Here is a 25,343-nt window from a genome sequence, read left to right on the forward strand (position 1 = left end):
GCTATCATTTGTAACCATTGATTACATCCAAAACGACAAGCCGCTCCATTAAGCGACTGCTCAAACCCGTGACCACATGATGAGGTGCCACCATGTCTGATCAAGATCGAGACAACCCCCGGCGTGACTTTTTGCGCAAATCCTTGACCTTGATCCCGGTGGTCACGGTTGCCAGCACTGGCCTTGGCGGCTCGATGCTGATGGCCACGCCCGAACCTGCCCAGGCCAGCCCGGCCAGCGCGCCCGCCAGCGAAAAGGCCTACGAGCCGAGCTACTTCACCGCTGAGGAGTGGGCCTTTATCAACGCCGCCGTCGCGCGTTTGATCCCTGCTGATGCCCAAGGCCCAGGCGCTTTGGAAGCCGGCGCGCCGGAATATATCGACCGGCAGATGAACACCCCCTACGCCAGTGGCGCCCTGTGGTTTATGCAAGGCCCGTTCAATGCCGACGCCCCGCCCGAGATGGGCTGGCAGAGCAAACTGGTGCCCAGGGAGATCTATCGCCTGGGTATTGCCGCCACGGATTCCTGGTCGAAAGCGTTCAACGGTAAAACATTTGCTGGGCAAGACAGCGCTACCCAGGATGATTTGCTGCGTCGCCTGGAGGCGGGCGGTGCCGAAACCGGCGAGCATTTCGCGGCGGTCCCGCCGAAGATTTTCTTCAATTTGTTGCTGCAAAACACCAAGGAAGGGTTCTTCTGCGACCCGATCCACGGTGGCAACAAAGGCATGGTCGGCTGGACCATGATCGGCTTCCCCGGCGCCCGCGCCGATTTCATGGATTGGGTTGAACGCAACGAGCAATACCCCTTCCCGGCTGTTTCCATCCGCGGCGAGAGGGCATAAACGTGGCGACCATCATGAAGAAAGTGGATGCGGTTATCGTTGGCTTCGGCTGGACAGGCGCGATCATGGCCAAGGAACTGACCGAAGCCGGCTTGCACGTGGTAGCGCTGGAGCGCGGCCCGATGCAGGACACCTACCCGGACGGTAATTACCCGCAGGTGATCGACGAACTGACCTACAGCGTGCGCAAAAAGCTGTTCCAGGACATCTCCAAGGAAACCGTGACCATTCGCCATAGCGTGAATGACATTGCCCTGCCCAACCGTCAGTTGGGCGCCTTCCTGCCGGGTAACGGCGTAGGCGGCGCGGGCCTGCACTGGTCGGGTGTGCATTTCCGGGTGGACCCCATCGAATTGCGCATGCGCAGCCACTACGAAGAGCGCTACGGCAAAAATTTCATCCCCAAGGACATGACCATCCAGGACTTCGGCGTCAGCTACGAAGAGCTGGAACCGTTCTTTGACTACGCCGAAAAAGTCTTCGGCACCTCCGGCCAGGCCTGGACCGTCAAAGGCCAACTGGTGGGTGAAGGCAAGGGCGGCAACCCTTATGCGCCGGATCGCTCCAGCCATTTCCCACTGGAGTCGCAGAAAAATACCTACTCGGCGCAGTTGTTCCAGCACGCGGCTAACGCCGTGGGCTATAAGCCCTACAACCTGCCTTCGGCCAATACCTCGGGGCCCTACACCAACCCCTATGGCGCGCAGATGGGGCCGTGCAACTTCTGTGGTTTTTGCAGCGGGTATGTCTGCTACATGTACTCCAAGGCATCGCCCAACGTGAACATCCTGCCGGCCCTGCGCCAGGTGCCGAACTTTGAGCTGCGGCCAAATTCCCACGTGCTCAAGGTCAATCTCGACAGCACCAAGCGTAAAGCCACTGGCGTGACCTATATCGACGCCCAGGGCCGGGAGATCGAGCAACCGGCGGACCTGGTGATTCTTGGCGCCTTCCAGTTCCACAACGTGCGCCTGATGCTGCTCTCGGGCATCGGCAAGCCCTACGACCCGATCACGGGCGAAGGGGTGGTGGGCAAGAACTTCGCCTACCAGAACATGGCCACCATCAAGGCCTACTTCGACAAAGACGTGCATACCAACAACTTCATCGGCGCTGGCGGCAATGGCGTGGCGGTGGACGATTTCAACGCCGATAACTTCGACCATGGTCCCCATGGCTTCGTCGGCGGCTCGCCGATGTGGGTCAACCAGGCGGGCAGCCGGCCGATTGCCGGCACCTCCAACCCGCCGGGCACGCCGGCCTGGGGCAGTGCGTGGAAGCGCGCCACCGCCGATTACTACACCCACCAGGTGTCGATGGACGCCCACGGAGCCCATCAATCCTACCGGGGCAACTACCTCGATCTGGACCCGGTTTACCGTGATGCCTACGGCCTGCCGCTGCTGCGCATGACCTTCGACTGGCAGGAAAACGACATCAAGATGAACCGCTTCATGGTCGAAAAAATGGGCAAGATCGCCGAAGCGATGAACCCCAAGAAGATTGCCGTGCTCGGCAAGAAGGTCGGCGATCACTTCAACACCGCGTCCTACCAGACCACCCACCTCAACGGTGGCGCGATCATGGGGACCGACCCGAAGACCAGTGCGTTGAACCGCTACCTGCAGTGCTGGGATGTGCACAACGTGTTTGTCCCAGGTGCATCTGCTTTCCCACAAGGCCTGGGCTACAACCCTACGGGCCTGGTGGCGGCGCTGACCTATTGGTCGGCCCGGGCGATTCGCGAGCAGTACCTGAAAAACCCCGGCCCGCTGGTTCAGGCATAAGGAGCGACGACCATGAAAGCATTTGTTATCGCGACCCTGGCCCTGTTCAGCAGTTGCTCGGTGAGCGCGGCTGAAACTGATCTGATCAAACAAGGCGAATACCTGGCCCGCGCCGGTGACTGCGTGGCCTGCCACACCGCCAAGGGCGGCAAGCCGTTTGCCGGTGGCCTGCCGATGGAAACCCCGATCGGCGTGATCTACTCCACCAACATCACCCCGGACAAAACCGGCCTGGGGGACTACAGCTTTGAAGACTTCGACAAGGCCGTGCGCCATGGCGTCGCCAAAAGCGGTAGTACCCTTTACCCGGCGATGCCCTACCCGTCTTACGCTCGCGTCAGCGAAACCGATATGCAGGCGCTGTATGCGTACTTCATGAAAGGGGTGGAGCCGGTCGCCCAGCCGAACCAGGACAGCGACATTCCCTGGCCCTTGAGCATGCGCTGGCCCCTGGCCGCATGGCGCTGGATGTTCGCACCCGAGGTGGCCGACTACCAGGCCCCGGCCGATACCGACCCGGTAATCAGCCGTGGCGCCTACCTGGTGGAAGGTCTCGGCCACTGTGGCGCCTGCCACACCCCGCGCGCTCTGACCATGCAGGAAAAGGCCCTGAGCGCGTCTGAAGGTTCTGCGTTCCTGTCGGGCAGTGCGCCGCTGGAAGGCTGGATCGCCAAAAGCCTGCGCGGTGACCACAAGGATGGCCTGGGCAGTTGGAGCGAAGAGCAGCTGGTGCAGTTTCTCAAGACCGGCCGCAGTGATCGCAGCGCGGTGTTTGGCGGCATGAGCGACGTTGTAGTCCACAGCATGCAGTACATGTCTGAAGACGACCTGACCGCTATCGCCCGTTACCTCAAGAGCCTGCCGGCAGTCGACCCCAAGGATCAGCCGCACCAATACGACAAGCAGGTGGCCGAGGCGCTGTGGAAGGGCGATGACAGCCGGCCGGGCGCGGCGGTGTACATCGACAACTGCGCGGCCTGCCATCGTACCGATGGTCATGGCTATACCCGGGTGTTCCCGGCGCTGGCGGGCAATCCGGTATTGCAGACGGCGGATGCCACATCGTTGATCAACATTGTGTTGAATGGCGGAACCCTGCCGGCCACTCACGCCGCGCCTTCCGCCTTCACCATGCCGGCCTTTGCCTGGCGCCTGTCGGATCAGGAAGTGGCGGATGTGGTGAGTTTTATCCGTGGCAGCTGGGGTAACCAGGGGGCGCCGGTGAAGGCTGGCGACGTGGCCGACCTGCGCAGAAGCGATAAACACACCACCTCGGGCGACGATCTGGGGCAAGTGACGAGTCACTGATTCAGCCTTTGCCGCCCAACGGCACTGGTCAGAGACGCTGCGCCTCGATACTGTATATAAAAACAGTATCGAGGCGCTTGTATGTCCACTCCTCTGCCGCCGCGCGGGCGAGGCACCGCCACCAACCTGCACAATCGCTTTGCGCCCACGGTCAGTGTGGCCGAGGACGACGGTTGGTATCAGGAAGTACCGCCGACCCAGGGCACCGAAGTGCGCATCGAGACGGCGAAGACCATCATCACCCGCAACACCTCGCCGGACCTACCGTTCGACCGCTCCATCAACCCTTACAGGGGGTGTGAGCACGGTTGTATCTATTGTTATGCGCGGCCCAGCCATGCCTACTGGGACATGTCCCCGGGCCTGGACTTTGAAACCAAGCTGATCGCCAAGAGCAACGCCGCCCAGGTGCTGGAGCAACAATTGTCCAAGCCCGGCTACGTGTGCGCGCCGATCAATTTGGGCTCCAATACGGACCCGTATCAACCCATCGAACGTGAATACCAGATCACCCGGCAAACCCTGGAGGTGCTGCTGCGCTATCGCCACCCGGTGACTATCGTGACCAAGGGGTCGTTGATCCTGCGTGACCTTGACCTGCTCACGGAGCTGGCCCGCCAGCGGCTGGTGGCGGTGATGATCAGCCTCACCAGCCTGGACGATGAACTCAAGCGCATCCTCGAGCCCCGTGCGGCGGCGCCCAAGGCGCGGCTGCGGGCGATTCGGGTAATGCGCGAGGCGGGTATCCCGGTGGGTGTGCTGTGTTCGCCAATGATTCCGATGATCAACGACAGTGAACTGGAAAGCCTGCTGGCCGAAGCCCATGCCGCCGGGGCGCAGAGCGCGGCCTATATGATGCTGCGCCTGCCCCTTGAAGTAGCGCCGCTGTTCGAGGAATGGCTGGCGGCCCATTATCCGCAGCGAGCGGCCCATGTGATGAGCCTGGTCCGCCAGGTACGTGGCGGGGAAGTCTATGACAGCCGCTTCGGCGTGCGCATGCGCGGTGAGGGGCCGTTTGCCGATTTGCTGGCGCAACGATTTGCCAAGGCGATCAAGCGCTTGGGGCTCAATCGTCGGGAAGGGTTCAATCTTGATTGCAGTGCATTCTGTCCGCCCGGCAGGCAGCTGGCTTTGTTGTAGACTGACACAAAAGCGCGTGTTGCCCGGCCAGGGTGGTCGCGTTTTGACATCACTGAAACCCGCGAGATAGAGCGGTTGATTCAGTTTGAGTTAAGTTTCGGCAGGTACCTTGTTCATCAAGTGACTGGTGGGTCGGCGGCACTGGCTGGGTGGTTTCCATGTGTTGTTTCCCGGTGATCGCGCGTCGACCTGAACTACAAGACTCTCCTGCCCCAACCACGAGGATGAATCATGAGTGACAAGGATAAACAGCCGTTGGCTGCGTCGGCTTCAGCCCCTCACGAGGCGGAGTCCGCCGATGCAGCGCTGCAGCACATTGTTGATGGTTTTTTGCATTTCCATAATGAGGTCTTCCCCCAGCAGGAAGAGCTCTTCAAGAAGCTCGCCACGGCCCAGAGCCCACGGGCGATGTTTATCACCTGTGCCGACTCGCGCATTGTTCCGGAACTGATCACCCAGAGCTCCCCGGGCGATCTGTTCGTGACCCGTAACGTAGGTAACGTCGTGCCGCCCTATGGGCAGATGAACGGCGGTGTGTCCACGGCCATCGAGTACGCGGTGCTGGCGCTTGGCGTGCAGCACATTATTGTCTGCGGCCACTCCGATTGTGGCGCCATGCGGGCAGTGCTCAACCCCCAGAGCCTGGAAAAAATGCCCACGGTCAAAGCCTGGCTGCGCCACGCCGAGGTCGCCAAGACCATGGTCCAGGACAACTGTGATTGCGCCAACGAAGGCGAAAGCATGCAGGTGCTGACCGAAGAAAACGTCATCGCCCAGTTGCAACACTTGCGCACCCACCCCTCCGTGGCTTCGCGCATGGCCAACGGTCATTTGTTTATCCATGGCTGGATCTACAACATCGAGACCAGTGAAATCAAAGCCTACGACGCGGATCAGGCCACATTCCGGCCGTTGAGCGGTTCCGGACCGATCCCTTCGGCGACGCCCAAAGCCCGCTTCTAAAACAATCCCCTGCCGGGTAATGCGATGGCTGCCATGGATGCAGCCAGGCCTTGCCACGCCCGGCGAATGCCTCGGGAGAGTCATCATGCGTGCAGCTCAATTAAAAACAGTGCTGCCACGGGAGCTGTTGGCTTCGGTGGTGGTGTTTCTGGTGGCCTTGCCCTTGTGCATGGGGATCGCCATTGCCTCGGGCATGCCCCCGGCCAAGGGCCTGCTTACCGGGATCATTGGTGGCCTGGTGGTGGGCTGGCTGGCCGGCTCGCCCCTGCAAGTCAGCGGGCCGGCGGCCGGCTTGGCGGTGTTGGTGTTCGAACTGGTGCGCCAGCACGGCATGCTGATGCTCGGGCCGATCCTGTTGTTGGCCGGCTTCCTGCAACTGGTGGCCGGGCGCCTGCGCCTGGGCTGCTGGTTCCGGGTGACGGCGCCGGCGGTGGTCTACGGCATGCTGGCGGGGATCGGAGTGTTGATTGTCCTGTCGCAGGTCCACGTGATGCTCGATGGGGCGCCCAAACCCTCCGGGCTGGATAACCTCGCCGGCTTTCCCGCCGCAGTGGCCCAGGCCATTCCCAGCCTGGGTGGCGGGCTCGGTTGGCAAGCCGGTCTGCTGGGCCTGGCGACCATGCTGGTGATGTGGTTGTGGGACCGGTTTCGCCCGCAAAAGCTGCGTTTTGTGCCGGGGGCATTGCTCGGCGTGGGCCTGGCGACCGCGACCAGCCTGGCGCTGGCCCTGCAGGTCAAGCGCGTTGAGGTGCCAGAAAACCTTGCCGACGCAATTGATTGGCTGCGCCCCAGCGACCTGTTGAACCTGGCCGACCCCAACCTGTTGATCGCGGCCTTCGCGGTGGCCTTTATTGCCAGTGCCGAAACTCTGCTCTCGGCGGCAGCAGTGGACCGCATGCATAACGGCCAACGCTCGGACTTCGATAAGGAATTATCCGCCCAGGGTGTAGGCAACATGCTGTGCGGTCTGGTGGGTGCATTGCCCATGACCGGCGTGATTGTGCGCAGCTCGGCCAACGTCCAGGCGGGGGCGACCACGCGTTTGTCGGCGATGTTCCACGGTCTCTGGCTGCTGGCCTTTGTGTTGCTGCTGTCGAGCGTGCTGCAGAGCATTCCGGTGGCGAGCCTGGCGGGTGTGCTGGTGTACACCGGGATCAAGCTGGTGGACCTCAAGGCGTTCCGTGGCCTGGGGCGCTATGGCCGGATGCCGATGTTCACCTACGCGGCCACGGCCCTGGCGATCATCTTTACCGACTTGCTGACGGGCGTGCTGGTGGGCTTCGGCCTGACCCTGGTGAAACTGGCGTGGAAGGCATCACGCTTGAAAGTCAGCCTGGTCGACCTGCCCGAGGACGGTGAAATGGAGTTGCGACTGGTGGGGGCGGCGACCTTTCTCAAGGTGCCTGCATTGACCCAGGTGCTGGCGACCGTGCCGGCGGGGACCACCGTGCATGTGCCGCTCAATAACCTGAGCTACGTGGACCATTCGTGTCTGGAGTTGCTGGAGGAATGGGGGCGGGCCAATGCGGCGAAGGGTTCGAAGTTGGTGATCGAGGCGCGGGGGTTGAAGCGTCGATTGGAAGGGCGGATACGTACCACGACGCGGATTGGTTCGGCCCCGTCAGTGGGCTGACGAAACCGGATAAAAAAATGTGGGCGCGGCGGTGCGACGATTCGACTTGCCCGCTCCCACATTTGTTCTATGCCTGGCAGGAAAACTCAGGCCGGCTGATCCAGCTCCAACTCCACACCCAACTGGCGCGACAGGCACGGCCAGCGTTTCCACGCGGCTTCCGTTGCCGGGCTCTTGAGCTGCTCGCGATAGGCCTCGACGGACTCCAGGGCGAAACTCTCTTCATTGAGCATTTCATCCACCGCCAGGTGCACGGCTTCGTCCAGCTGATTGGCGAAATCTTCGCCGATCAACTGGTGGGCAATCACATTGGCAACGGTGGTGTCCGCCGGAATCAAGGGCTGGCCGAAATGCTTGATATACAGATCGTTGACTTCTTCCACCAGCCGATGGGCCAGGTAGGCCTCGTCCAGCAGGCCGTTCAGGCCTTCATGGGCGGCCAGGATCGCGGGTGGCTGCAGAAAGAAGTGCTCGGCAATTTTCAGCACCGGCTTGATCTGGCTTTCAATTCCGGCTTCCCGGGCCACGTCGTTGGCGGCATCCAGCAGGTCCGGGACCTGGGCGATGTAGGCGCTGACGAAACGTGTCATCACCGCGTTACGATCACCCTCGGCCAGGGAAATGGCCGAGTGCAGGTGCGGTAACTGTGCGTCCAGTTGTTTAGCCAACAGGCCGGTGGATGCTTCGTGTTGATGGGCACGGGAAATCTGCTCGCGCAATGCGGCGGTGTTCATGAAAGCTCCAGTAATACGGGCGTAGGAAAGGGGATTGCATAAGGTAGCTCGTTTATACGAGCCCCTAAGATGCATTTGTCATAATTATTTCATGGTTATGCATCGCTGTTATATCGAATCGCCATCGTTCGTCGGATAGGCCTTCAATCTGCGGGCTGGCCAGCGCCGTTCGTCTCTTTTCACTGATTTGTCCCCTCACATTGCGGGGTCGCAGTCGCTGTCTATACTCGGGGTTGTACGCAATTAGCTGATGACGCCCGACTGCATTAGGCAGGCAAGGCTTGGCGGATGTAAGCAGTTTGGAAGCCGCCCCCTTGGCCGCAGGTGCAAACCGGCGGGATAACAAGAACGATAAGGGGAACCCGCAATGACGCGACATCCACATGTTTGGATGGGCTTACTCTTGTGGTCAGTATTCAGCCAGGCGCAGGCCGCCTGGACGGTGAATATGGCACCAGGGGCCACGGAAGTCAGTCACGCCGTATTCGACCTGCACATGACCATTTTCTGGATCTGTGTGGTGATCGGCATCATCGTGTTTGGCGCCATGTTCTGGTCGATGATTATGCATCGACGTTCCACGGGCCAGGTGGCGGCCAAGTTCCACGAAAGTACGACGGTGGAAATTCTCTGGACCGTGGTGCCCTTGCTGATCCTCGTCGCCATGGCCATTCCGGCGACCAAGACCCTGATCAACATCTACGACAGCAGTGAGTCGGATATCGATATCCAGGTCACCGGCTATCAGTGGAAGTGGCACTACAAATACCTGGGCCAGGACGTCGAGTTCTTCAGCAACCTGGCCACCCCCGCCGAGCAGATCCACAACCAGGCCACCAAGGGCGAACACTACCTGCTGGAAGTCGACCAGCCGCTGGTGCTGCCAGTGGGCGCCAAGGTGCGCTTTTTGGTGACTGCCGCTGATGTGATCCACTCTTGGTGGGTGCCGGCGTTTGCGGTCAAACGCGATGCCATCCCCGGCTTCGTCAACGAGGCCTGGACCCGGGTCGAGAAGCCCGGTATCTACCGTGGCCAGTGCGCGGAGCTGTGCGGCAAAGACCACGGCTTCATGCCCATCGTGGTCGAGGTCAAGTCCAAGGCCGACTACGCCACCTGGCTCGGCGAGCGCAAGGAGGAAGCTGCCAAGCTCAAGGAGCTGACCTCTAAAGAGTGGACGCTCGAAGAGCTGGTGGCCCGTGGCGACAAGGTCTACCACACCGCCTGCGTGGCCTGTCACCAGGCCGAAGGCCAGGGCTTGCCGCCGATGTTCCCGGCGCTCAAGGGCTCGAAGATCGCCATTGGACCGGCGGCAGACCACCTGAGCATCGTCTACCACGGCAAGCCCGGTACAGCGATGGCGGCCTTCGGCAAGCAACTGTCGGAAGTCGATATTGCGGCGGTCGTGACTTACGAACGTAACGCCTGGGGCAACAACAAAGGCGACATGGTCACGCCTAAAGACGTGCTGGCCATCAAACAGGCGGAAAGCAAATGAACCTCTTCATTGCGTATGCCCTTAACCGCCCCGCCCATCCGCTTGCAGGAGAACGGTCATGAGCACTGTGATTGATGACCACGGTCATGCCGCTGACCACGCCCACGGTCCCGCCAAGGGCTTGATGCGCTGGGTGCTGACCACCAACCACAAAGATATCGGGACCATGTACCTGTGGTTCAGCTTCGCCATGTTCCTGCTGGGTGGTTCGTTCGCCATGGTGATCCGCGCCGAGCTGTTCCAGCCGGGCCTGCAGATCGTCGAGCCGGCGTTCTTCAACCAGATGACCACCATGCATGGCCTGATCATGGTGTTTGGCGCGGTGATGCCGGCGTTTGTCGGCCTGGCCAACTGGATGATCCCGCTGATGATCGGCGCACCGGACATGGCCCTGCCGCGCATGAACAACTTCAGCTTCTGGCTGCTGCCGGCGGCGTTCCTGCTGCTGGTCTCGACGTTGTTCAGCCCGGGCGGTGGGCCGAACTTTGGCTGGACCTTCTACGCCCCGCTCTCTACCACTTACGCCCCGGAAAGCGTGACGTTCTTTATCTTTGCCATCCACCTGATGGGCATCAGCTCGATCATGGGCGCGATCAACGTGGTCGCGACCATCCTCAACCTGCGCGCACCCGGCATGACGCTGATGAAGATGCCGCTGTTTGTCTGGACCTGGCTGATCACCGCCTTCTTGCTGATTGCAGTGATGCCGGTACTGGCCGGTTGCGTGACCATGATGCTGATGGATATCCACTTCGGCACCAGCTTCTTCAGCGCCGCTGGCGGCGGTGACCCGGTGCTGTTCCAGCATGTGTTCTGGTTCTTCGGCCATCCCGAGGTGTACATCATGATCCTGCCGGCCTTCGGTGCCGTCAGCTCGATCATCCCGACCTTCTCGCGCAAGCCGCTGTTTGGCTACACCTCAATGGTCTACGCCACGGCGAGCATCGCGTTCCTGTCGTTTATCGTGTGGGCGCACCATATGTTCGTGGTGGGCATTCCGTTGGTGGGCGAGTTGTTCTTCATGTACGCCACCCTGCTGATCGCGGTGCCCACCGGGGTCAAGGTGTTCAACTGGGTCAGCACCATGTGGCAAGGCTCGCTGACCTTTGAGACGCCGATGCTGTTTGCCGTGGCCTTTGTGATCCTGTTCACCATTGGCGGCTTTTCCGGGTTGATGCTGGCCATTGCCCCGGCGGACTTCCAGTACCACGACACCTACTTTGTGGTGGCGCATTTCCATTACGTACTGGTGCCCGGCGCAATCTTCGGGATCTTCGCCTCGGCCTACTACTGGCTGCCGAAATGGACCGGCCATATGTACGACGAAACCCTGGGCAAGCTGCACTTCTGGCTGTCGTTCGTGGGGATGAACATGGCGTTCTTCCCCATGCACTTCGTGGGGCTGGCCGGCATGCCGCGGCGGGTGCCGGACTACAACCTGCAGTTCGCCGACTTCAACATGGTGTCGTCGATTGGCGCCTTTATGTTCGGTGCTACGCAGATCTTCTTCCTGTTTATCGTGATCAAGTGCATCCGTGGCGGCCAGCCGGCACCGGCCAAGCCGTGGGATGGCGCCGAAGGGCTGGAGTGGAGCATTCCTTCACCGGCGCCCTACCACACCTTTACCACGCCGCCGGAGGTCAAATGAACCCGGTCATGAAAACACTCCCGATCCCCTGTGGGAGCGGGCTTGCCCGCGATGGCGGCCTCAAGACCCCTGCAGAGCTTGAGGGCCTCATCGCGAAGCCAGCTCGCCCAGGTGGGCGTCATGGCTGACTCCGTACCTCTCAACCGCCTGGTCACGCGCCTGCTTATCCTGGTGCTGGCGATGTTCGCCTTCGGCTTTGCCCTGGTGCCGATCTACGACGTGATGTGCAAAGCGTTTGGCATCAACGGCAAGACCGCCGGGCAGTACGAGGGCTCGCAGGTGGTCGACCCCTCGCGCCAGATACGGGTGCAGTTCCTGTCGACCAATGCCATCGATATGGTCTGGGAATTCCACTCCAGGGCCGACGAAATCGTGGTCCATCCCGGTGCGGTCAACGAGATGGTGTTCGTGGCCTTCAACCCCACCGACAAGCCGATGACAGCCCAGGCGATCCCGAGTATTTCCCCGGCCGAAGCGGCGATGTACTTCCACAAGACCGAGTGTTTTTGCTTCACCCAGCAAGTGCTGCAGCCGGGAGAGCGCATCGAGATGCCGGTGCGCTTCATTGTCGATCGCGACATGCCCAAGGATGTGAAGCATTTGACCCTGGCGTACACGCTGTTCGATATCACTGCGCGCCAACCGCCCGTGGCTGTCCATACCGGCGGCTAGGCGTGCCTGCGGGCTCGATTAGGAGAACGGATACATGTCGACTCATGATACGTACTACGTACCAGCGCAAAGCAAATGGCCAATAATTGCCACGTTTGGGCTGTTGATCACCGTGTATGGCCTGGGTGTGTGGTTCAACGACCTTAAGGCGGCCCGCCCGGAATCCCACGGTCCGCTGATCTTTTTCGTTGGCAGCCTGCTGCTGGCCTACATGATGTTTGGCTGGTTTGGCGCGGTGATCAAAGAAAGCCGCGCCGGCTTGTACAGCGCGCAGATGGACCGCTCGTTCCGCTGGGGCATGACCTGGTTCATCTTCTCCGAGGTGATGTTTTTCATCGCGTTCTTTGGCGCGCTGTTCTATGTGCGGCATATGTCGGCGCCGTGGCTCGCCGGTGAGGGCTCCAAGGGCATTGCCCATATGCTGTGGCCCAACTTCGAGTTCGCCTGGCCGCTGCTCAACAACCCGGATCCCAAGCTGTTCCCGGCGCCGGAAGGCACCATCAGCCCGTGGGGCCTGCCGTTGGTCAACACCATCTTGCTGGTGAGCTCCAGCGTGACCATCACCATCGCCCACCACGCCCTGCGCAAGGGCCATCGCGGCGCGCTGAAGATCTGGCTGGCGATTACCGTGTTGTTGGGGGTGGCGTTCCTCGGCTTCCAGGCTGAGGAATACATCCACGCCTATAAAGAGCTGGGCCTGACGCTGGGGTCCGGGGTGTATGGCGCGACGTTCTTCATGCTCACCGGCTTTCACGGCGCCCACGTGACCATCGGCACGATCATTTTGTTCGTGATGCTGATGCGCATCCTCAAGGGGCATTTCAATGCCGAGCACCAGTTCGGTTTCGAAGCGGCCAGTTGGTATTGGCACTTTGTCGACGTGGTGTGGATCGGGTTGTTTTTCTTCGTCTACGTGCTGTAGCGACTTACCAGGGGGCGTGGGAAACCAGCTGGCCGCTGAAGAACCCCCAGGTGATCAGCGCCAGGGTGATCACGGCCAGCACCACACGCACGGTCAAGGCGGTGACGAGGCGATTGGAGTGGCCTTCGTCCTTGACCAGAAAGAACAAGCCACTGAACAGGCTCACTACAGTAGCGATCAGCATCAGGGCAATAGCGGCTTTGAGCATGGTCAGGCTCCAGGGCTCTTTATTTTGAGGGGCGGGCAATGAGATTCAGTATAGCCAGCGCAGCATCGACCTTCGCGGTAACGCCATGAAACGCTTTCGCCCCGGGATTGCACCGACCCTGGTGGTGCTGGTGTTGCTGCCGTTGATGGTGTTCCTGGGTTTTTGGCAGTTGTCCCGTGGCCAGGAAAAACAGGCGCTGCTCCAGAGTTACGCCGAGCGCCGGGCGGCGCAGCCTCTCAGCGTTGCGCAACTGGCGGCGGTGGCTGATCCGGCCTTTCGCCGGGTGCAGTTGCGCGGGGAGTTCGATGCCGGGCACAGCGTGCTGCTGGATAACCGCATGCGCGACGGCAAGGCCGGCGTCGAGTTGCTGCAACCCTTTCATGACCAGGCCAGCGGCCAGTGGCTGTTGCTCAATCGCGGCTGGCTGCCGTGGCCGGATCGGCGCACGCCGCCAGCTTTCACCACCCCCGACCAACCTTTGAATATCAACGCCTGGGTGTATGTCGCCCCCGGCGAGACGTTCCAGCTACACGCCGACCCGGCAGCCGCGCAATGGCCGCGCCTGCTGACGGCGCTGCACCCGCAGGCGCTGTGGGCCGAGCTGGAGCGCAGCGGGTTTGCCTTTGAACTACGGGCCGAAGCGGGCCCGGCGACCTATGAAACCCAATGGCCGGTGGTGGCCATGGGGCCGGAAAAACACGTGGGGTATGCCGTGCAGTGGTTCGCCATGGCGCTGGCGTTGCTGGGCCTTTACCTCTACCTCGGCTGGCACAACGCAAGGGAGAAGCACCATGGGAGCGGCCATGAATCCACTCAACATGTCTGACACGCCAGCGGCGCCCAATCGCAGCAAGGGGCGCTGGCAACTGATTCTGATCCTGCTGATGGTGATCGGCCCGATGGTGCTGGCGACCCTGATGTACAAGTGGCAGTTCTGGGTGCCGGATAACCGCAGTGATCATGGCGAGATGATCGGCAACGGCCAGACCCGCGCCGATATCGGCGTACAGGCCGACGAGGGGCGCTGGCAATTGCTGGTGACCGCACCCGCGGCCTGCGCCGCCGATTGCCAGCAGTTGGTCTACCTCGCGCGCCAACTGCAGATCGGCCTGGGGCGTGATGCGTCCCGTGCCAGCCATGCCCTGGCCAGTGCGCAGCCGGTCAGCGCCGCGTACGAGGCCAAGCTCAAAGCCGAATACCCGCAATTGCGGCGCTTGCCCCTGGACCTGCCGACCTTCAAGCAAAATGCCGCCGCGCCGGGCGATGCGCAACTGTGGATCGTTGACCCCCACGGCAACCTGGTGCTGCGCTATGACGCGCGGGTCAAGGGCAAGGATCTGCTCAACGACCTGCGCCACCTGCTGAAACTGTCGAATATCGGATAAGGGCATCGTCATGGCCAAACCTGGATTTCGCCTCGCGCTGTTTGCCACCCTGCTGGCGCTGATTGTGGTGCTGCTGGGCGCCTACACGCGCCTGACCCATGCCGGCCTCGGTTGCCCGGACTGGCCGGGTTGCTATGGCTTTATCAGCGTGCCGAAAAGCGAGGCCCAGTTGGCCCATGCCGAGTTGCACTTCCCGGACACGCCGGTGGAGGCCGACAAAGGCTGGAACGAGATGGTCCATCGCTATGCGGCGGGCACCCTGGGGTTGTTGATCGCGCTGTTGGCCACCCGCGCCTGGACCCATCGCCGGCATCCGGGGCAGCCGTTGAAGCTGCCGCTGTTCCTGCTGGTTGTGGTGTTTGCCCAGGCAGCCTTTGGCATGTGGACGGTGACGCTCAAGCTCTGGCCGCAGGTGGTCACTGGGCATTTGCTGGGTGGCTTCGCGACGTTAAGCCTGTTGTTTCTGTTGACCCTGCGTCTGTCCGGGGTGTTGCCGGCGCTGATCGTGCCCCGGCGTTTGCAGTATTGGGCCACCGCCGGCCTGGTGCTGGTGATCGGGCAGATCGCCCTCGGCGGCTGGGTCAGTTCCAACTATGCGGCGGTGGCCTGTATCGACTTGCCGACCTGCCATGGCGAGTGGTGGCCGGCGGCGGATTTTGCCAATGGCTTTCACCTGACCCAGCATATCGGCCCCAACTACCTGGGCGGGCAACTGGACAGTGATGCGCGTACGGCGATTCACCTGACCCATCGCCTGGGCGCGCTGGTGGTGACTGTGGCGCTGCTGGGCCTGGCCTGGCAGCTCAAGGCGGTGGGCATGACCCGCCTGGCGGGCCTGCTGCTGGTCGCCCTGGCCGTGCAGATCGGCCTGGGCCTGAGCAATGTGTACTTTCATTTGCCGCTGCCGGTGGCGGTCGCCCATAACGCCGGCGGTGCAGCGTTGCTGCTGACCCTGGTGCTGGTCAATTACCACGCCCGTACCAGCCTGGTGCGGGTCCGCCATCAAGTGCCGTTCGGTTGGCGCTTCAGCCCGCGCAAGCACGTGTCGGGTCTGATTACCCTTAAAGGAGAGATGCCATGGCGACCTTGATTGGCGAGCGTCACAGCCAGGCGATCTGGCGCGACTACCTGGAGCTGACCAAGCCCAAGGTGGTGGTGCTGATGTTGATCACCTCGCTGGTGGGTATGTTTCTCGCCACCCGCGCCGGGGTGCCGTGGACGGTGCTGATCTTCGGCAACCTGGGGATTGCCCTGTGTGCCGGCGGCGCAGCGGCGGTCAACCATGTGGTGGACCGGCGCATCGACGCGCTGATGGCGCGCACCCATAAGCGGCCGCTGGCGGAAGGCCGGGTGTCGCCGGCCGCCGCGCTGACATTTGCCCTGGCGCTGGCGGTGGCCGGGCTGGGCTTGTTACTGGCGTTTACCAACCCACTGGCGGCCTGGCTGACCTTGGCCTCACTGCTGGGCTATGCGGTGATCTACACCGGTTTTCTCAAGCGGGCGACGCCACAGAACATCGTGATCGGCGGCCTGGCCGGCGCGGCGCCGCCGTTGCTCGGTTGGGTGGCGGTCACCGGGCATGTGAGTGCCGAGCCGTTGTTGCTGGTGCTGATTATCTTCGCCTGGACCCCGCCGCACTTCTGGGCCCTGGCCATCCATCGCAAGGAGGAGTACGCCAAGGCCGATATCCCGATGCTGCCGGTGACCCACGGCGAGCACTACACCAAGGTGCATATCCTGCTCTACACCTTCGCGCTGCTGGCGGTGAGCCTGATGCCCTATGTGATCCATATGAGCGGGCTGTTGTACCTGGGGTGTGCGCTGGTTCTGGGCGCGCGCTTTCTGCAATGGGCCTGGGTGCTGTACCGTGGCAGTCGGCCGCACGCGGCGATCAATACCTTCAAGTACTCTATCTGGTACCTGTTTTTGCTATTTATCGCCCTGCTCGTAGACCACTACTTATTGTTGAACCTATGACTCGAACTCAAAAAACTGTCTTTATCCTGGTGGCCCTGGTGGCGTTGATCATGGGCCTGACCGTCAACAAAGTGCTGTCTGGCAAGGGCCAGGGCGACCCCACGGCATTGATCGACGCGGGCATTATCCTGCTGCCGCAAAGCCGCCAGCTGCCGCCTGTGACCATGACCAACCAGGACGGCCAGCCGGTACTGGTCAATGAGTTGAAGGGCAAGTGGAGCGTGCTGTTCTTTGGCTACACCTTCTGCCCGGACATTTGCCCGACCACCCTCGCCCAGTTGCGGCAGATCAAGAGCGAGCTGCCCAAGGACGTGGTGGATAAGCTGCAAGTGATCCTGGTCAGCGTTGACCCGCATCGCGACACGCCGACTCAGCTCAAGCAATACCTGAGCTACTTCGATCCGCAATTTGCAGGCCTGACCGGGGCGAATGTGGAAGAGGTGCAGAAGGTCTCGAATGCCGTGAGCATTCCGTTTATTCCGGCGGATACCAGCAAGCCGAACTACACCGTCGACCATAGCGGTAACTTGGCGTTGATCGGCCCGGACGGCACCCAGCGCGGGTTTATTCGTGCGCCGTTGAACAACCAGAAGCTGGTGGCGCAGTTGCCGGGGTTGTTGCAGCGCAACTGAGCCGAACGGCTATTTTGCTGACCATACAAAACAAATGTGGGAGCGGGCTTGCTCGCGATAGCATCACCGCGGTGTAACTGATACACCGCGGCGCCTGCATCGCGAGCAAACCCGCTCCCACATAAAGCTGCTCCCACATTCTGAACTGCGGTGTGTTGGAGCCCGATCAGAACGCCGGCAGGATCGCCCCTTTGTACTTCTCGTTGATGAATTTCTTCACTTCCGGGGTCTTCAGGGCTTTGACCAGCTTCTGCACCGCGTCCGAATCCTTGTTGTCCTCGCGGGTCACCAGGATGTTGACGTAAGGCGAGTCGTTGCCTTCGATCGCCAGGGCATCCTTGGAAGGGTCCAGCTTGGCTTCCAGGGCGTAGTTGGTGTTGATCAGCGCCAGGTCGACCTGGGTCAGCACGCGCGGCAGGGTGGCGGCTTCCAGTTCGCGGAATTTCAGACCTTTTTCGTTGCCGGTGATGTCCTTGATGGTCGACAGGATATCGGTCGGGTTCTTCAAGGTGATCAGGCCCTGGTTGGCCAGCAGCAACAGCGCGCGGCCGCCGTTGGTGGCGTCGTTAGGGATCACTACATTGGCACCGTTCGGCAGCTCGGCCAGGGTCTTGTACTTGCTGGAGTACGCGCCCAGTGGCTCCAGGTGCACGCCGGCGACGCTGACCAGGTGGGTGCCCTTGGCTTTGTTGAACTCATCCAGGTACGGCTGGTGCTGGAAGAAGTTGGCGTCCAGGCGCTTCTCGGCCACCTGTACGTTCGGCTGCACGTAGTCGGTGAACACCTTGACCTTCAGGTCCACGCCTTGCGCGGCCAGGGCCGGCTTCACGAATTCAAGGATTTCCGCGTGCGGCACCGGTGTGGCGGCGACCGTCAGGGTTTCGGCGGCGTGGGCGGAAAACGCGGCAACCGCGGCGAAAGCAACCAGTAGTTTTTTCATCCAACAAGCTCCTTGTTCGGGCATCTGCCGGCGGGGGCCGGCAATCGCCTTTATTTTCGAGAGTAGTGTGTCACCAGCTTATCGCCGATGGTTTGCAGAATCTGCACCAGCACAATCAACATCACCACGGTCACGACCATGACGTCATCCTGGAAGCGCTGGTAGCCATAACGGATCGCCAGGTCGCCCAGGCCGCCGGCCCCCACCACACCCGCCATGGCGGTGTAGCCCACCAGGGCAATGGCGGTCACGGTGATTGCAGCAATGATGCCCGGCTTTGCCTCGGGCAGCAGCGCCTTGGTGATGATCTGCCGTGTGGTGGCGCCCATGGCCTGGGTCGCCTCGATGATGCCGCGATCGACCTCGCGCAGGGCGGTTTCCACCAGCCGTGCGAAGAACGTCGAAGCGCCTACCACCAGCGGTGGAATCGCACCGGCCACGCCCAGCGAAGTGCCGGTGAGGAACACCGTGGTGGGGATCATCACGATCAACAGAATGATAAACGGCAGAGAGCGGATGGCGTTGACCACGAATGCCAGGGCGGCATAAGTGGTTTTCTGCTCCAGCAACTGCCGTGGGCTGAAAAGAAACAGCAGGATGCCCAGTGGCAGGCCGACCAGGACGGTGAAAAACAGCGAGGTGCTGAGCATCAGCATGGTGTCGCTGGTGGCAACCCAGATATCAGCCCAGTCGACGTTGTCGAAGTAATGCAGTAGCACGTCCATTAACGCAGGACCTCCATATGCACATCGGCTGCGGTAAAGCGCGCGAACGCCGCTTCCATGTCACCGCCGGTGATGGCCAGGGTCAGTTGCCCGTAAGGGGTATCTTTGATGTGGTCGATACGACCGGCGAGGATGCTGTAGTCCACACCCGTTTCGCGGGCGACGGTACCCAGCAGTGGCGCGTAGGTCGCTTCGCCCTGGAACGTCAGGCGCACGATGCGGCCTGGCACATGGGCGAACACATCACGCTGCTCGCCTTCATCGACCTGCTCGGCTTCCTGCACAAAACGCTTGGTGGTCGGGTGCTTGGGGTGCAGGAACACGTCGGCCACCGGGCCTTGCTCGACAATCACCCCGGCGTCCATCACGGCGACCTGGTCGCAGACACGGCGGATCACGTCCATTTCATGGGTGATCAACACGATGGTCAGCTTCAACTCGCGGTTGATCTCGGCCAGCAGTTGCAGGACCGAGGCGGTGGTCTGCGGGTCGAGGGCACTGGTGGCTTCGTCGCACAGCAGGATTTTCGGTTTGGTGGCCAGGGCGCGGGCGATACCGACGCGCTGCTTCTGGCCGCCGGACAACTGCGCCGGGTACTTCTTGGCATGGTCTGCGAGGCCGACCCGGTCCAGCAGCTCGGCCACCCGCGCATCAATCTCGCGGCGCGACAGTTCGCCCGCCAGGGTCAGTGGCAGCGCGACGTTGTCGGCGACGGTCTTGGAGGCCAGCAGGTTGAAGTGCTGGAAGATCATCCCGACCTGCTGCCGGAAACGGCGCAGGCCGTTGGCATCCAGGGCGGTGACTTCTTCGTCATCGACCTTGATCTGGCCGCCCGAAGGCTCTTCCAGACGATTGATCAGGCGCAGCAGGGTACTTTTTCCCGCGCCGGAATGGCCGATGAGGCCAAACACCTGGCCGTTCTCGACGCGCAGGCTGGTGGGGTGCAGTGCGGGAATATCCTTGCCGGCGACCCGGTAGGTTTTATGGACGTTATGAAACTCGATCACGTAGCGAACCTTGTGGGGCGCATTGAAAAGGGATCAGCGGTTAGCCGGGCGCGCATTTTAGCCTGTCCGTATAGCGTTTCTTAGCATTTATTTCGTATTCAACCAGCGATTTGGCAATAACGCGATCAAAGGTCATAAAAAAGGAACGGTAAAAAATCCCGTCAGTCACTACTTAAGCAACTCGATTTCCCGGGTGCCGTGCCCGGGGTTTTGCTCACACGAGCCAGGGACCGCTCTGGCCTACGCAAACGAGGAGTTTTGTCTGATGAGTACCAAAAAACCCGCTACGCCGCCCAAGAGCGAGCTTGCAGGCACCGATACCCTGGACCGTGGCAACACCAATGCCAAGCTGCAAAGCCTGGAAAAATTCCGTTCCGACGCCACTGGCCAGGCGCTGCGCACCAACCAGGGGGTGAAAATCTCCGATAACCAGAACACCCTGAAAGCTGGCGCCCGGGGGCCTTCGCTGCTGGAAGATTTCATCATGCGTGAAAAAATCACGCACTTTGACCATGAACGTATCCCGGAGCGCATCGTGCACGCCCGCGGCACTGGCGCCCATGGCTACTTCCAGACCTATGAAAACCATTCGGCGCTGACCAAGGCGGGTTTCCTGCGTGACCCAGGCCGTAAAACCCCGGTGTTCACGCGTTTTTCCACAGTGCAGGGCCCGCGTGGTTCAGGCGATACGGTGCGTGACGTGCGCGGCTTTGCCGTGAAGTTCTTCACCGACGAAGGCAACTTCGACCTGGTGGGCAACAACATGCCGGTATTTTTCATTCAGGACGCGATCAAGTTTCCTGACTTCGTGCATGCGGTAAAGCCTGAGCCGCACAACGAAATTCCTACCGGCGGCTCGGCTCACGACACGTTCTGGGATTTTGTCTCGCTGCAGCCGGAATCGGCGCACATGGTGATCTGGGCGATGTCCGACCGCGCCATTCCAAAAAGCCTGCGCAGCATGCAGGGTTTTGGGGTGCACACGTTCCGTCTGGTGAATGCCGAGGGTCAATCCAACTTCGTCAAATTCCACTGGCGCCCGACAGCGGGTACCTGCTCCCTGGTGTGGGACGAAGCGCAAAAGTTGGCCGGTAAAGATACCGACTACCACCGTCGCGATCTGTGGGATGCGATCGAGATGGGCGATTACCCGGAGTGGGAATTGGGCGTACAGGTGATTCCGGAAGATAAGGAGCACGCGTTCGATTTCGATATCCTCGACCCGACCAAGTTGATTCCGGAAGAGTTGGTGCCCATCACCCCGCTAGGCAAGATGGTGCTCAATCGCAACCCGGACAACTTCTTCGCTGAAGTTGAACAGGTCGCGTTCTGCCCAGGCCATATCGTGCCGGGTATCGACTTCTCCAATGACCCGCTGCTGCAAGGTCGGTTGTTTTCCTACACCGACACACAGATCAGCCGTCTAGGTGGCCCGAACTTTCACCAGTTGCCGATCAACCAGCCGCTGACGCCCCTGCATAACAACCAGCGCGATGCCATGCACCGCAGCACCGTCGATAAAGGCCGCGCGTCCTATGAGCCGAACTCTATTGATGGCGGCTGGCCGAAAGAAACCCCGCCGGCAGCACAGGACGGCGGTTTCGAGTCGTACCCGGAGCGCATCGACGCGCACAAGATCCGTGAGCGCAGTGAATCGTTCAGCGACCATTTCTCCCAGGCGCGCCTGTTCTTCAACAGCATGAGCAAGCACGAGCAGGAGCACATCATCGCGGCCTACAGCTTTGAGCTGGGCAAGGTCGAGCGTGAGTTTATCCGCGCGCGTCAGGTCAATGAGATCCTGGCCAATATCGACCTGGGCCTGGCCAAGCGCGTGGCCGCGAACCTGGGCCTGCCGGCGCCGAAAAAAGGCACCGTGCCGGTGCGCAAGACCGCACCGGAGCGTTCGCCGGCCTTGAGCCAGGCCAACCTGCTGTCGGGGGATATCAAGACGCGCAAGGTGGCGATCCTGGCGGCCAATGGTGTGGATGGTGCCGCGATTGCCGCGCTGAAAAAGGCGCTGGCCGCAGAAGGCGCCCATGCCAAGTTGCTTGGGCCGACCTCAGCGCCGGTGACCACCGCCGATGGCAAGAGCCTGGCGGTGGATGCCTCGATGGAAGGCTTGCCGTCAGTCGCGTTCGATGCGGTGTTTGTGCCGGGTGGGGCGAAGTCGATCCAGGCGTTGAGCGGCGACGGCGTGGCGTTGCATTACCTGCTGGAGGCGTACAAGCATTTGAAGGCGATTGCCTTGGCGGGTGAGGCGAAGCAGTTGCTGGCGGTGTTGAAGCTGGAGGCGGATGCGGGACTGATTGTCGGCGGGGATGCCAAGGCGTTGAAGGCGTTTATTGCGGCGATTGCCCAGCATCGGGTCTGGGAACGGGAGCCTAGGGCCAAGGCGGTTCCGGCTTAAGTCATTGGTTGCTTGATAGGGCGCCATCGCGGGCAAGTCGAATCGTCGCACTGCCCGCGATTGGCTTCAGTCGGCTTTACGCGGAATCAACACAACCTGCGCCGGAATATGCCTGAGGATCTGCCGATGAATCTTCAGGTCGTACCCTGAATCAATCCGCTTTACCCGTTTAGTCAGCAGCGTGCTCAACCACGGGTAATCCTCGGTGCGCGGCACCTGGATGCTCACATCACACTGGTAATTCACCACATCGGTGGCGATGGCATCCAGTTGATGGCGCAATTCCTGGATATCCGTGAGGTTCAGCGCCACCGTGGTGCTTTCGGCGGTGGGGTCGATGACCTTGGCTGGCGGCTTGGCTTCGGCAGCTTTCAGGGCGGCTTCGGCTTTATCCAGCTCGGCTTTGCGGGCGTGGGCGATGGCGTTGTTGACCCCACCGGTCAGCGCGGGAGCCTTGGGCATCAACGCCCGGGCGCGGCTCAAGGCCGTAGCGGCGGCGTTGACATCGCCTTTCTGCAGGACGATCTGGCTGCGCTGCAAATAGGCCTCGGCCAGTTGGCGCTGATACGGCTCGAGTGCCGGGTCGTCGGGCGATTGGGCCTGCAACGCGGCGAGTTGGTCCTCGGCGGTGGCCAGCTCACTGCTGGCCAGGTTTTGTTCCAGCTGTGCAATGGCCACAGCGCGCGCATCCGGCACCTCGGGGGCGACGGGCGGGGTGCTTTGGCAGGCGCCCAGCAGCAGGGAAAATGCGGCAAGGAGCAGATAACGGGAGGTGAACGGCTTCATTCCTGCGACTCTCTAATTGCGCAAAAAGCGAGCAAGTCTACACCCCTCGACGGGGCAGGACAAAACTCAGCAGAAACAGTGCGGCGGCCGTGACCACAATCGACGGCCCGGCCGGGGTGTCCTTGAACCAGGACAGTGCCAGGCCACCACACACGGCAAGCATCCCCAGCAAACTGGCGCCAACCGCCATCTGTTCCGGCGAGCGTGCATGACGCTGGGCGGCGGCGGCGGGGATGATCAATAGCGACGTGATCAACAATACGCCGACTATCTTCATTGCGACAGCAATCACCACCGCGATCAGCAACATCAGGGTCATGCGCAGCGCTGGTACGGGCAGGCCTTCGACAGTGGCCAGCTGTTCGTGGACGGTAATTGCCAGCAGCGGTCGCCACAGGGCTACCAGCAGAATCAGCACCGCAGCGCTGCCGCCGAGAATCCAGGCGAGGTCCGTGGGGCTGATGGCCAGCAGGTCGCCGAACAGATAGGCCATCAGGTCGATCCGCACTTCATGCATAAAGCTCAGCACCACCAGGCCCAGGGACAGGGTGCTCGGCGCAAGGATCCCCAGCAGCGTGTCCGATGCCAGTGGCTGGCGCTGTTGCAGGGTCACCAGCAGCACCGCCAGCAGCAGGCAGCCGACGGTCACGGCAATGGTCGGGCTGACGTCCAGCAAAAAGCCCAGGGCCACGCCGAGCAAGGCGGCGTGGGACAAGGTGTCGCCAAAGTAGGCCATGCGTCGCCAGACCACGAACGAACCCAGCGGGCCCGCCACCAGCGCCAGAGCCAAGCCTGCAAGCAGGGCGTAGAGCAGAAAATCAGCCATGCTTGCAGCCATCTCCGTGGACGTGGGTATGAGGGGCAGTCGGATCGGCGACCACGGCGCCATGCAGGTCGTGGGCATGGTCGTGACGGTGGTGGTAGATCGCCAGGCTCTGGGCGTTTTTGCCGAACAGCTCGACGAACGCCGGGTCGCCGCTGACCTGCTCCGGGTGGCCGGAGCAGCAGACGTGGCGATTGAGGCAGACCACCTGGTCGGTGGTGCTCATCACTAGGTGCAGGTCATGGGACACCATCAGCACGCCGCAGCCATGCCGGTCGCGCAGGCGGGTGATCAGGCTGTAGAGCTCGGCCTGGCCGGCGACGTCGACGCCCTGCACCGGTTCATCGAGCACCAGCAATTCGGGTTCGCGCAGCAGGGCGCGGGCCAGCAGCACGCGCTGCATTTCGCCGCCGGAGATGCTTTGGACCGGGCTGTCGATGACCTGCTCGGCACCCACTTCCTTGAGCGCAGCCTGGGCGCGAGTGCGGTCCACGCCCGGTACCAGGCGCAGGAAACGCAGCACCGAGAGCGGCAAGGTCGGATCGACGTGCAGTTTTTGCGGCATGTAGCCGATGCGCAGCTTGGGCTTGCGCCAGACACTGCCGCTATCGGGCTTGAGCAGCCCCAGTACCGCGCGTACGAGGGTGGTCTTGCCGGCGCCGTTGGGGCCGATTAGGGTGACGATCTGCCCCGGCTCGACGCTCAGGTCAATGTTGTCCAGCACGTTCTGGTCGGCGAACGTGACGCCGACCTGTTCCAGGCGGATCAGCGCAGTGCTCATCAAGCCCCCTGGCAGCCCGAGCAGATGCCAACCACTTCGACGGTCTGCCCTTCGACTCGGAAGCCGACATCGCCGGCACTCTTGATAATCGCGTCGCTGATGCTTTTTTGTTCAAGTTCGATGGCGGCGTGGCATTCGCGGCAGATCAGGAACTGGCCCTGATGCGCGTGTTCCGGGTGGTTGCAGCCGACAAACGCGTTCAACGAGGCGATGCGGTGCACCAGGCCATTTTCCAGCAGGAAGTCCAGCGCACGGTACACCGTGGGCGGCGCGGCGCGGCGACCGTCCTGCTCGCTGAGCACGCCGAGAATGTCGTAGGCACCCAGTGGCTTGTGGCTCTGCCACACCAGTTCCAGCACCCGCCGACGCAGGGCGGTCAGGCGCAGGCCTTGGCGTGCGCACAGGGCATCGGCCTCCGACAGTGCGTTGTGCACGCAGTGAGAGTGGTCGTGGGGACGGCTGGCAAGCGGTGTTTTAGGCATGAGCGGCGACAGATATTTGTGAGAGACGTTATTATGTTACCCG

25 protein-coding genes are annotated in these 25,343 nt (G+C 61.7%); 16 read left to right on the forward strand and 9 right to left on the reverse strand.

Annotated features, from left to right (window positions below; all coding sequences use genetic code 11):
* Positions 1–92 precede the first annotated feature (92 nt).
* From PSH73_RS00245 to PSH73_RS00270, 6 genes are all read left to right on the forward strand, one after another.
* Complete coding sequence (locus PSH73_RS00245; protein ID WP_169960462.1) at positions 93–845, forward strand: gluconate 2-dehydrogenase subunit 3 family protein; 753 nt, start codon at positions 93–95, stop codon at positions 843–845.
* A gap of 2 nt (positions 846–847) precedes the next feature.
* On the forward strand, positions 848–2,632 hold the full coding sequence (locus tag PSH73_RS00250; RefSeq protein WP_305461723.1) for a GMC family oxidoreductase: 1,785 nt from the start codon (positions 848–850) through the stop codon (positions 2,630–2,632).
* 12 nt (positions 2,633–2,644) lie between these two features.
* Positions 2,645–3,940 (forward strand): cytochrome c, encoded by a 1,296-nt coding sequence (locus PSH73_RS00255; protein WP_057957893.1) that lies wholly within the window; start codon positions 2,645–2,647, stop codon positions 3,938–3,940.
* A gap of 81 nt (positions 3,941–4,021) precedes the next feature.
* The gene (locus PSH73_RS00260; RefSeq protein WP_057957894.1) at positions 4,022–5,080 is read left to right on the forward strand and encodes a PA0069 family radical SAM protein; all 1,059 of its coding nucleotides are present in this window, start codon (positions 4,022–4,024) and stop codon (positions 5,078–5,080) included.
* Between the two features lie 231 nt (positions 5,081–5,311).
* Positions 5,312–6,043 carry a carbonic anhydrase gene (locus PSH73_RS00265; protein WP_057957895.1) on the forward strand — a complete coding sequence of 244 codons (732 nt, stop codon included), beginning with the start codon at positions 5,312–5,314 and terminating at the stop codon, positions 6,041–6,043.
* 85 nt (positions 6,044–6,128) lie between these two features.
* Positions 6,129–7,676, forward strand: a complete 1,548-nt coding sequence (locus PSH73_RS00270) for a SulP family inorganic anion transporter (protein WP_115127089.1) — start codon at positions 6,129–6,131, stop codon at positions 7,674–7,676.
* An 86-nt stretch (positions 7,677–7,762) separates the two neighbouring features.
* On the opposite strand, the gene PSH73_RS00275 is transcribed toward PSH73_RS00270, so the two are convergent.
* A complete protein-coding gene (locus PSH73_RS00275; RefSeq protein ID WP_057957897.1) occupies positions 7,763–8,410 on the reverse strand; it encodes a hypothetical protein in 648 nt (215 codons plus the stop codon).
* 367 nt (positions 8,411–8,777) lie between these two features.
* Between PSH73_RS00275 and coxB the strand changes: the two genes are divergently transcribed.
* The 4 genes from coxB to PSH73_RS00295 all read left to right on the forward strand — a co-directional run bounded on the left by coxB (position 8,778) and on the right by PSH73_RS00295 (position 13,147).
* Positions 8,778–9,905 carry a cytochrome c oxidase subunit II gene (gene coxB, locus PSH73_RS00280; protein WP_057957898.1) on the forward strand — a complete coding sequence of 376 codons (1,128 nt, stop codon included), beginning with the start codon at positions 8,778–8,780 and terminating at the stop codon, positions 9,903–9,905.
* A 58-nt stretch (positions 9,906–9,963) separates the two neighbouring features.
* Positions 9,964–11,553 (forward strand): cytochrome c oxidase subunit I, encoded by a 1,590-nt coding sequence (gene ctaD, locus PSH73_RS00285; RefSeq protein WP_057439258.1) that lies wholly within the window; start codon positions 9,964–9,966, stop codon positions 11,551–11,553.
* 120 nt (positions 11,554–11,673) lie between these two features.
* A complete protein-coding gene (locus PSH73_RS00290) occupies positions 11,674–12,225 on the forward strand; it encodes a cytochrome c oxidase assembly protein (protein WP_057439257.1) in 552 nt (183 codons plus the stop codon).
* A 34-nt stretch (positions 12,226–12,259) separates the two neighbouring features.
* Positions 12,260–13,147, forward strand: a complete 888-nt coding sequence (locus tag PSH73_RS00295; protein ID WP_057957900.1) for a cytochrome c oxidase subunit 3 — start codon at positions 12,260–12,262, stop codon at positions 13,145–13,147.
* 4 nt (positions 13,148–13,151) lie between these two features.
* Here the strand turns inward: PSH73_RS00295 and PSH73_RS00300 are convergent, their stop codons facing one another.
* Positions 13,152–13,355: a twin transmembrane helix small protein gene (locus PSH73_RS00300; protein ID WP_017528731.1), complete on the reverse strand. Its 204-nt coding sequence runs from the start codon at positions 13,353–13,355 to the stop codon at positions 13,152–13,154.
* An 85-nt stretch (positions 13,356–13,440) separates the two neighbouring features.
* Here PSH73_RS00300 and PSH73_RS00305 point away from each other — a divergent pair, with 85 nt between their 5' ends.
* The 5 genes from PSH73_RS00305 to PSH73_RS00325 are packed head-to-tail and all read left to right on the forward strand — an operon-like array spanning position 13,441 to position 17,349.
* Positions 13,441–14,181: an SURF1 family protein gene (locus PSH73_RS00305; RefSeq protein WP_057439256.1), complete on the forward strand. Its 741-nt coding sequence runs from the start codon at positions 13,441–13,443 to the stop codon at positions 14,179–14,181.
* Positions 14,147–14,740, forward strand: a complete 594-nt coding sequence (locus PSH73_RS00310; protein WP_115129339.1) for a hypothetical protein — start codon at positions 14,147–14,149, stop codon at positions 14,738–14,740. The genes PSH73_RS00305 and PSH73_RS00310 overlap by 35 nt, the downstream gene beginning before the upstream one ends.
* A 10-nt stretch (positions 14,741–14,750) precedes the next feature.
* On the forward strand, positions 14,751–15,830 hold the full coding sequence (locus PSH73_RS00315) for a heme A synthase (protein WP_128593083.1): 1,080 nt from the start codon (positions 14,751–14,753) through the stop codon (positions 15,828–15,830).
* The gene (gene cyoE / locus PSH73_RS00320) at positions 15,818–16,717 is read left to right on the forward strand and encodes a heme o synthase (protein WP_057444836.1); all 900 of its coding nucleotides are present in this window, start codon (positions 15,818–15,820) and stop codon (positions 16,715–16,717) included. The genes PSH73_RS00315 and cyoE overlap by 13 nt, the downstream gene beginning before the upstream one ends.
* A complete protein-coding gene (locus PSH73_RS00325; RefSeq protein ID WP_057439255.1) occupies positions 16,714–17,349 on the forward strand; it encodes an SCO family protein in 636 nt (211 codons plus the stop codon). Before cyoE ends, PSH73_RS00325 begins: the two co-directional genes overlap by 4 nt.
* A gap of 166 nt (positions 17,350–17,515) precedes the next feature.
* Here PSH73_RS00325 and PSH73_RS00330 read toward each other — a convergent pair whose 3' ends face one another.
* The 3 genes from PSH73_RS00330 to PSH73_RS00340 are packed head-to-tail and all read right to left on the reverse strand — an operon-like array spanning position 17,516 to position 20,021.
* The gene (locus PSH73_RS00330; protein ID WP_057444837.1) at positions 17,516–18,289 is read right to left on the reverse strand and encodes a MetQ/NlpA family ABC transporter substrate-binding protein; all 774 of its coding nucleotides are present in this window, start codon (positions 18,287–18,289) and stop codon (positions 17,516–17,518) included.
* A 50-nt stretch (positions 18,290–18,339) separates the two neighbouring features.
* Positions 18,340–19,014 carry a methionine ABC transporter permease gene (locus PSH73_RS00335; protein ID WP_029290333.1) on the reverse strand — a complete coding sequence of 225 codons (675 nt, stop codon included), beginning with the start codon at positions 19,012–19,014 and terminating at the stop codon, positions 18,340–18,342.
* The gene (locus PSH73_RS00340) at positions 19,014–20,021 is read right to left on the reverse strand and encodes a methionine ABC transporter ATP-binding protein (protein ID WP_057439253.1); all 1,008 of its coding nucleotides are present in this window, start codon (positions 20,019–20,021) and stop codon (positions 19,014–19,016) included. Before PSH73_RS00340 ends, PSH73_RS00335 begins: the two co-directional genes overlap by 1 nt.
* Before the next feature lie 265 nt (positions 20,022–20,286).
* On the opposite strand from PSH73_RS00340, the gene katE reads away from it, so the two are divergent.
* Entirely contained in the window at positions 20,287–22,428 is a 2,142-nt protein-coding gene (gene katE, locus PSH73_RS00345) for a catalase HPII (RefSeq protein ID WP_305461727.1), read from the forward strand.
* A gap of 66 nt (positions 22,429–22,494) precedes the next feature.
* On the opposite strand, the gene PSH73_RS00350 is transcribed toward katE, so the two are convergent.
* Genes PSH73_RS00350 through zur form a run of 4 tightly spaced genes read right to left on the reverse strand, consistent with a single transcriptional unit; the run spans position 22,495 to position 25,300 of the window.
* Positions 22,495–23,214 (reverse strand): PA5502 family lipoprotein, encoded by a 720-nt coding sequence (locus PSH73_RS00350; protein ID WP_120731142.1) that lies wholly within the window; start codon positions 23,212–23,214, stop codon positions 22,495–22,497.
* Positions 23,215–23,251: 37 nt separating this feature from the next.
* Entirely contained in the window at positions 23,252–24,040 is a 789-nt protein-coding gene (znuB, locus tag PSH73_RS00355; protein ID WP_029290341.1) for a zinc ABC transporter permease subunit ZnuB, read from the reverse strand.
* Positions 24,033–24,818, reverse strand: a complete 786-nt coding sequence (gene znuC / locus PSH73_RS00360; protein ID WP_057444838.1) for a zinc ABC transporter ATP-binding protein ZnuC — start codon at positions 24,816–24,818, stop codon at positions 24,033–24,035. The genes znuB and znuC overlap by 8 nt, the downstream gene beginning before the upstream one ends.
* Complete coding sequence (zur, locus tag PSH73_RS00365; protein ID WP_029290345.1) at positions 24,818–25,300, reverse strand: zinc uptake transcriptional repressor Zur; 483 nt, start codon at positions 25,298–25,300, stop codon at positions 24,818–24,820. The genes znuC and zur overlap by 1 nt, the downstream gene beginning before the upstream one ends.
* Positions 25,301–25,343 lie beyond the last annotated feature (43 nt).

The organism is Pseudomonas sp. FP2294 (assembly GCF_030687625.1).
Lineage (GTDB): Bacteria > Pseudomonadota > Gammaproteobacteria > Pseudomonadales > Pseudomonadaceae > Aquipseudomonas > Aquipseudomonas shahriarae.

Bases quoted from the DNA above. Each gene is read 5' to 3' on its own strand.
- PSH73_RS00270 (WP_115127089.1), top strand. From the start codon at position 6,129: ATGCGTGCAGCTCAATTAAAAACAGTGCTGCCACGGGAGCTGTTGGCT.
- PSH73_RS00335 (WP_029290333.1), bottom strand. From the start codon at position 19,014: ATGGACGTGCTACTGCATTACTTCGACAACGTCGACTGGGCTGATATC.
- PSH73_RS00325 (WP_057439255.1), top strand. From the start codon at position 16,714: ATGACTCGAACTCAAAAAACTGTCTTTATCCTGGTGGCCCTGGTGGCG.
- PSH73_RS00350 (WP_120731142.1), bottom strand. From the start codon at position 23,214: ATGAAGCCGTTCACCTCCCGTTATCTGCTCCTTGCCGCATTTTCCCTG.
- PSH73_RS00265 (WP_057957895.1), top strand. From the start codon at position 5,312: ATGAGTGACAAGGATAAACAGCCGTTGGCTGCGTCGGCTTCAGCCCCT.
- ctaD (WP_057439258.1), top strand. From the start codon at position 9,964: ATGAGCACTGTGATTGATGACCACGGTCATGCCGCTGACCACGCCCAC.
- znuC (WP_057444838.1), bottom strand. From the start codon at position 24,818: ATGAGCACTGCGCTGATCCGCCTGGAACAGGTCGGCGTCACGTTCGCC.
- PSH73_RS00295 (WP_057957900.1), top strand. From the start codon at position 12,260: ATGTCGACTCATGATACGTACTACGTACCAGCGCAAAGCAAATGGCCA.
- PSH73_RS00255 (WP_057957893.1), top strand. From the start codon at position 2,645: ATGAAAGCATTTGTTATCGCGACCCTGGCCCTGTTCAGCAGTTGCTCG.
- PSH73_RS00245 (WP_169960462.1), top strand. From the start codon at position 93: ATGTCTGATCAAGATCGAGACAACCCCCGGCGTGACTTTTTGCGCAAA.
- zur (WP_029290345.1), bottom strand. From the start codon at position 25,300: ATGCCTAAAACACCGCTTGCCAGCCGTCCCCACGACCACTCTCACTGC.
- znuB (WP_029290341.1), bottom strand. From the start codon at position 24,040: ATGGCTGATTTTCTGCTCTACGCCCTGCTTGCAGGCTTGGCTCTGGCG.
- PSH73_RS00290 (WP_057439257.1), top strand. From the start codon at position 11,674: ATGGCTGACTCCGTACCTCTCAACCGCCTGGTCACGCGCCTGCTTATC.
- PSH73_RS00310 (WP_115129339.1), top strand. From the start codon at position 14,147: ATGGGAGCGGCCATGAATCCACTCAACATGTCTGACACGCCAGCGGCG.
- katE (WP_305461727.1), top strand. From the start codon at position 20,287: ATGAGTACCAAAAAACCCGCTACGCCGCCCAAGAGCGAGCTTGCAGGC.
- PSH73_RS00315 (WP_128593083.1), top strand. From the start codon at position 14,751: ATGGCCAAACCTGGATTTCGCCTCGCGCTGTTTGCCACCCTGCTGGCG.
- PSH73_RS00260 (WP_057957894.1), top strand. From the start codon at position 4,022: ATGTCCACTCCTCTGCCGCCGCGCGGGCGAGGCACCGCCACCAACCTG.
- PSH73_RS00300 (WP_017528731.1), bottom strand. From the start codon at position 13,355: ATGCTCAAAGCCGCTATTGCCCTGATGCTGATCGCTACTGTAGTGAGC.
- PSH73_RS00305 (WP_057439256.1), top strand. From the start codon at position 13,441: ATGAAACGCTTTCGCCCCGGGATTGCACCGACCCTGGTGGTGCTGGTG.
- cyoE (WP_057444836.1), top strand. From the start codon at position 15,818: ATGGCGACCTTGATTGGCGAGCGTCACAGCCAGGCGATCTGGCGCGAC.
- PSH73_RS00330 (WP_057444837.1), bottom strand. From the start codon at position 18,289: ATGAAAAAACTACTGGTTGCTTTCGCCGCGGTTGCCGCGTTTTCCGCC.
- coxB (WP_057957898.1), top strand. From the start codon at position 8,778: ATGACGCGACATCCACATGTTTGGATGGGCTTACTCTTGTGGTCAGTA.
- PSH73_RS00275 (WP_057957897.1), bottom strand. From the start codon at position 8,410: ATGAACACCGCCGCATTGCGCGAGCAGATTTCCCGTGCCCATCAACAC.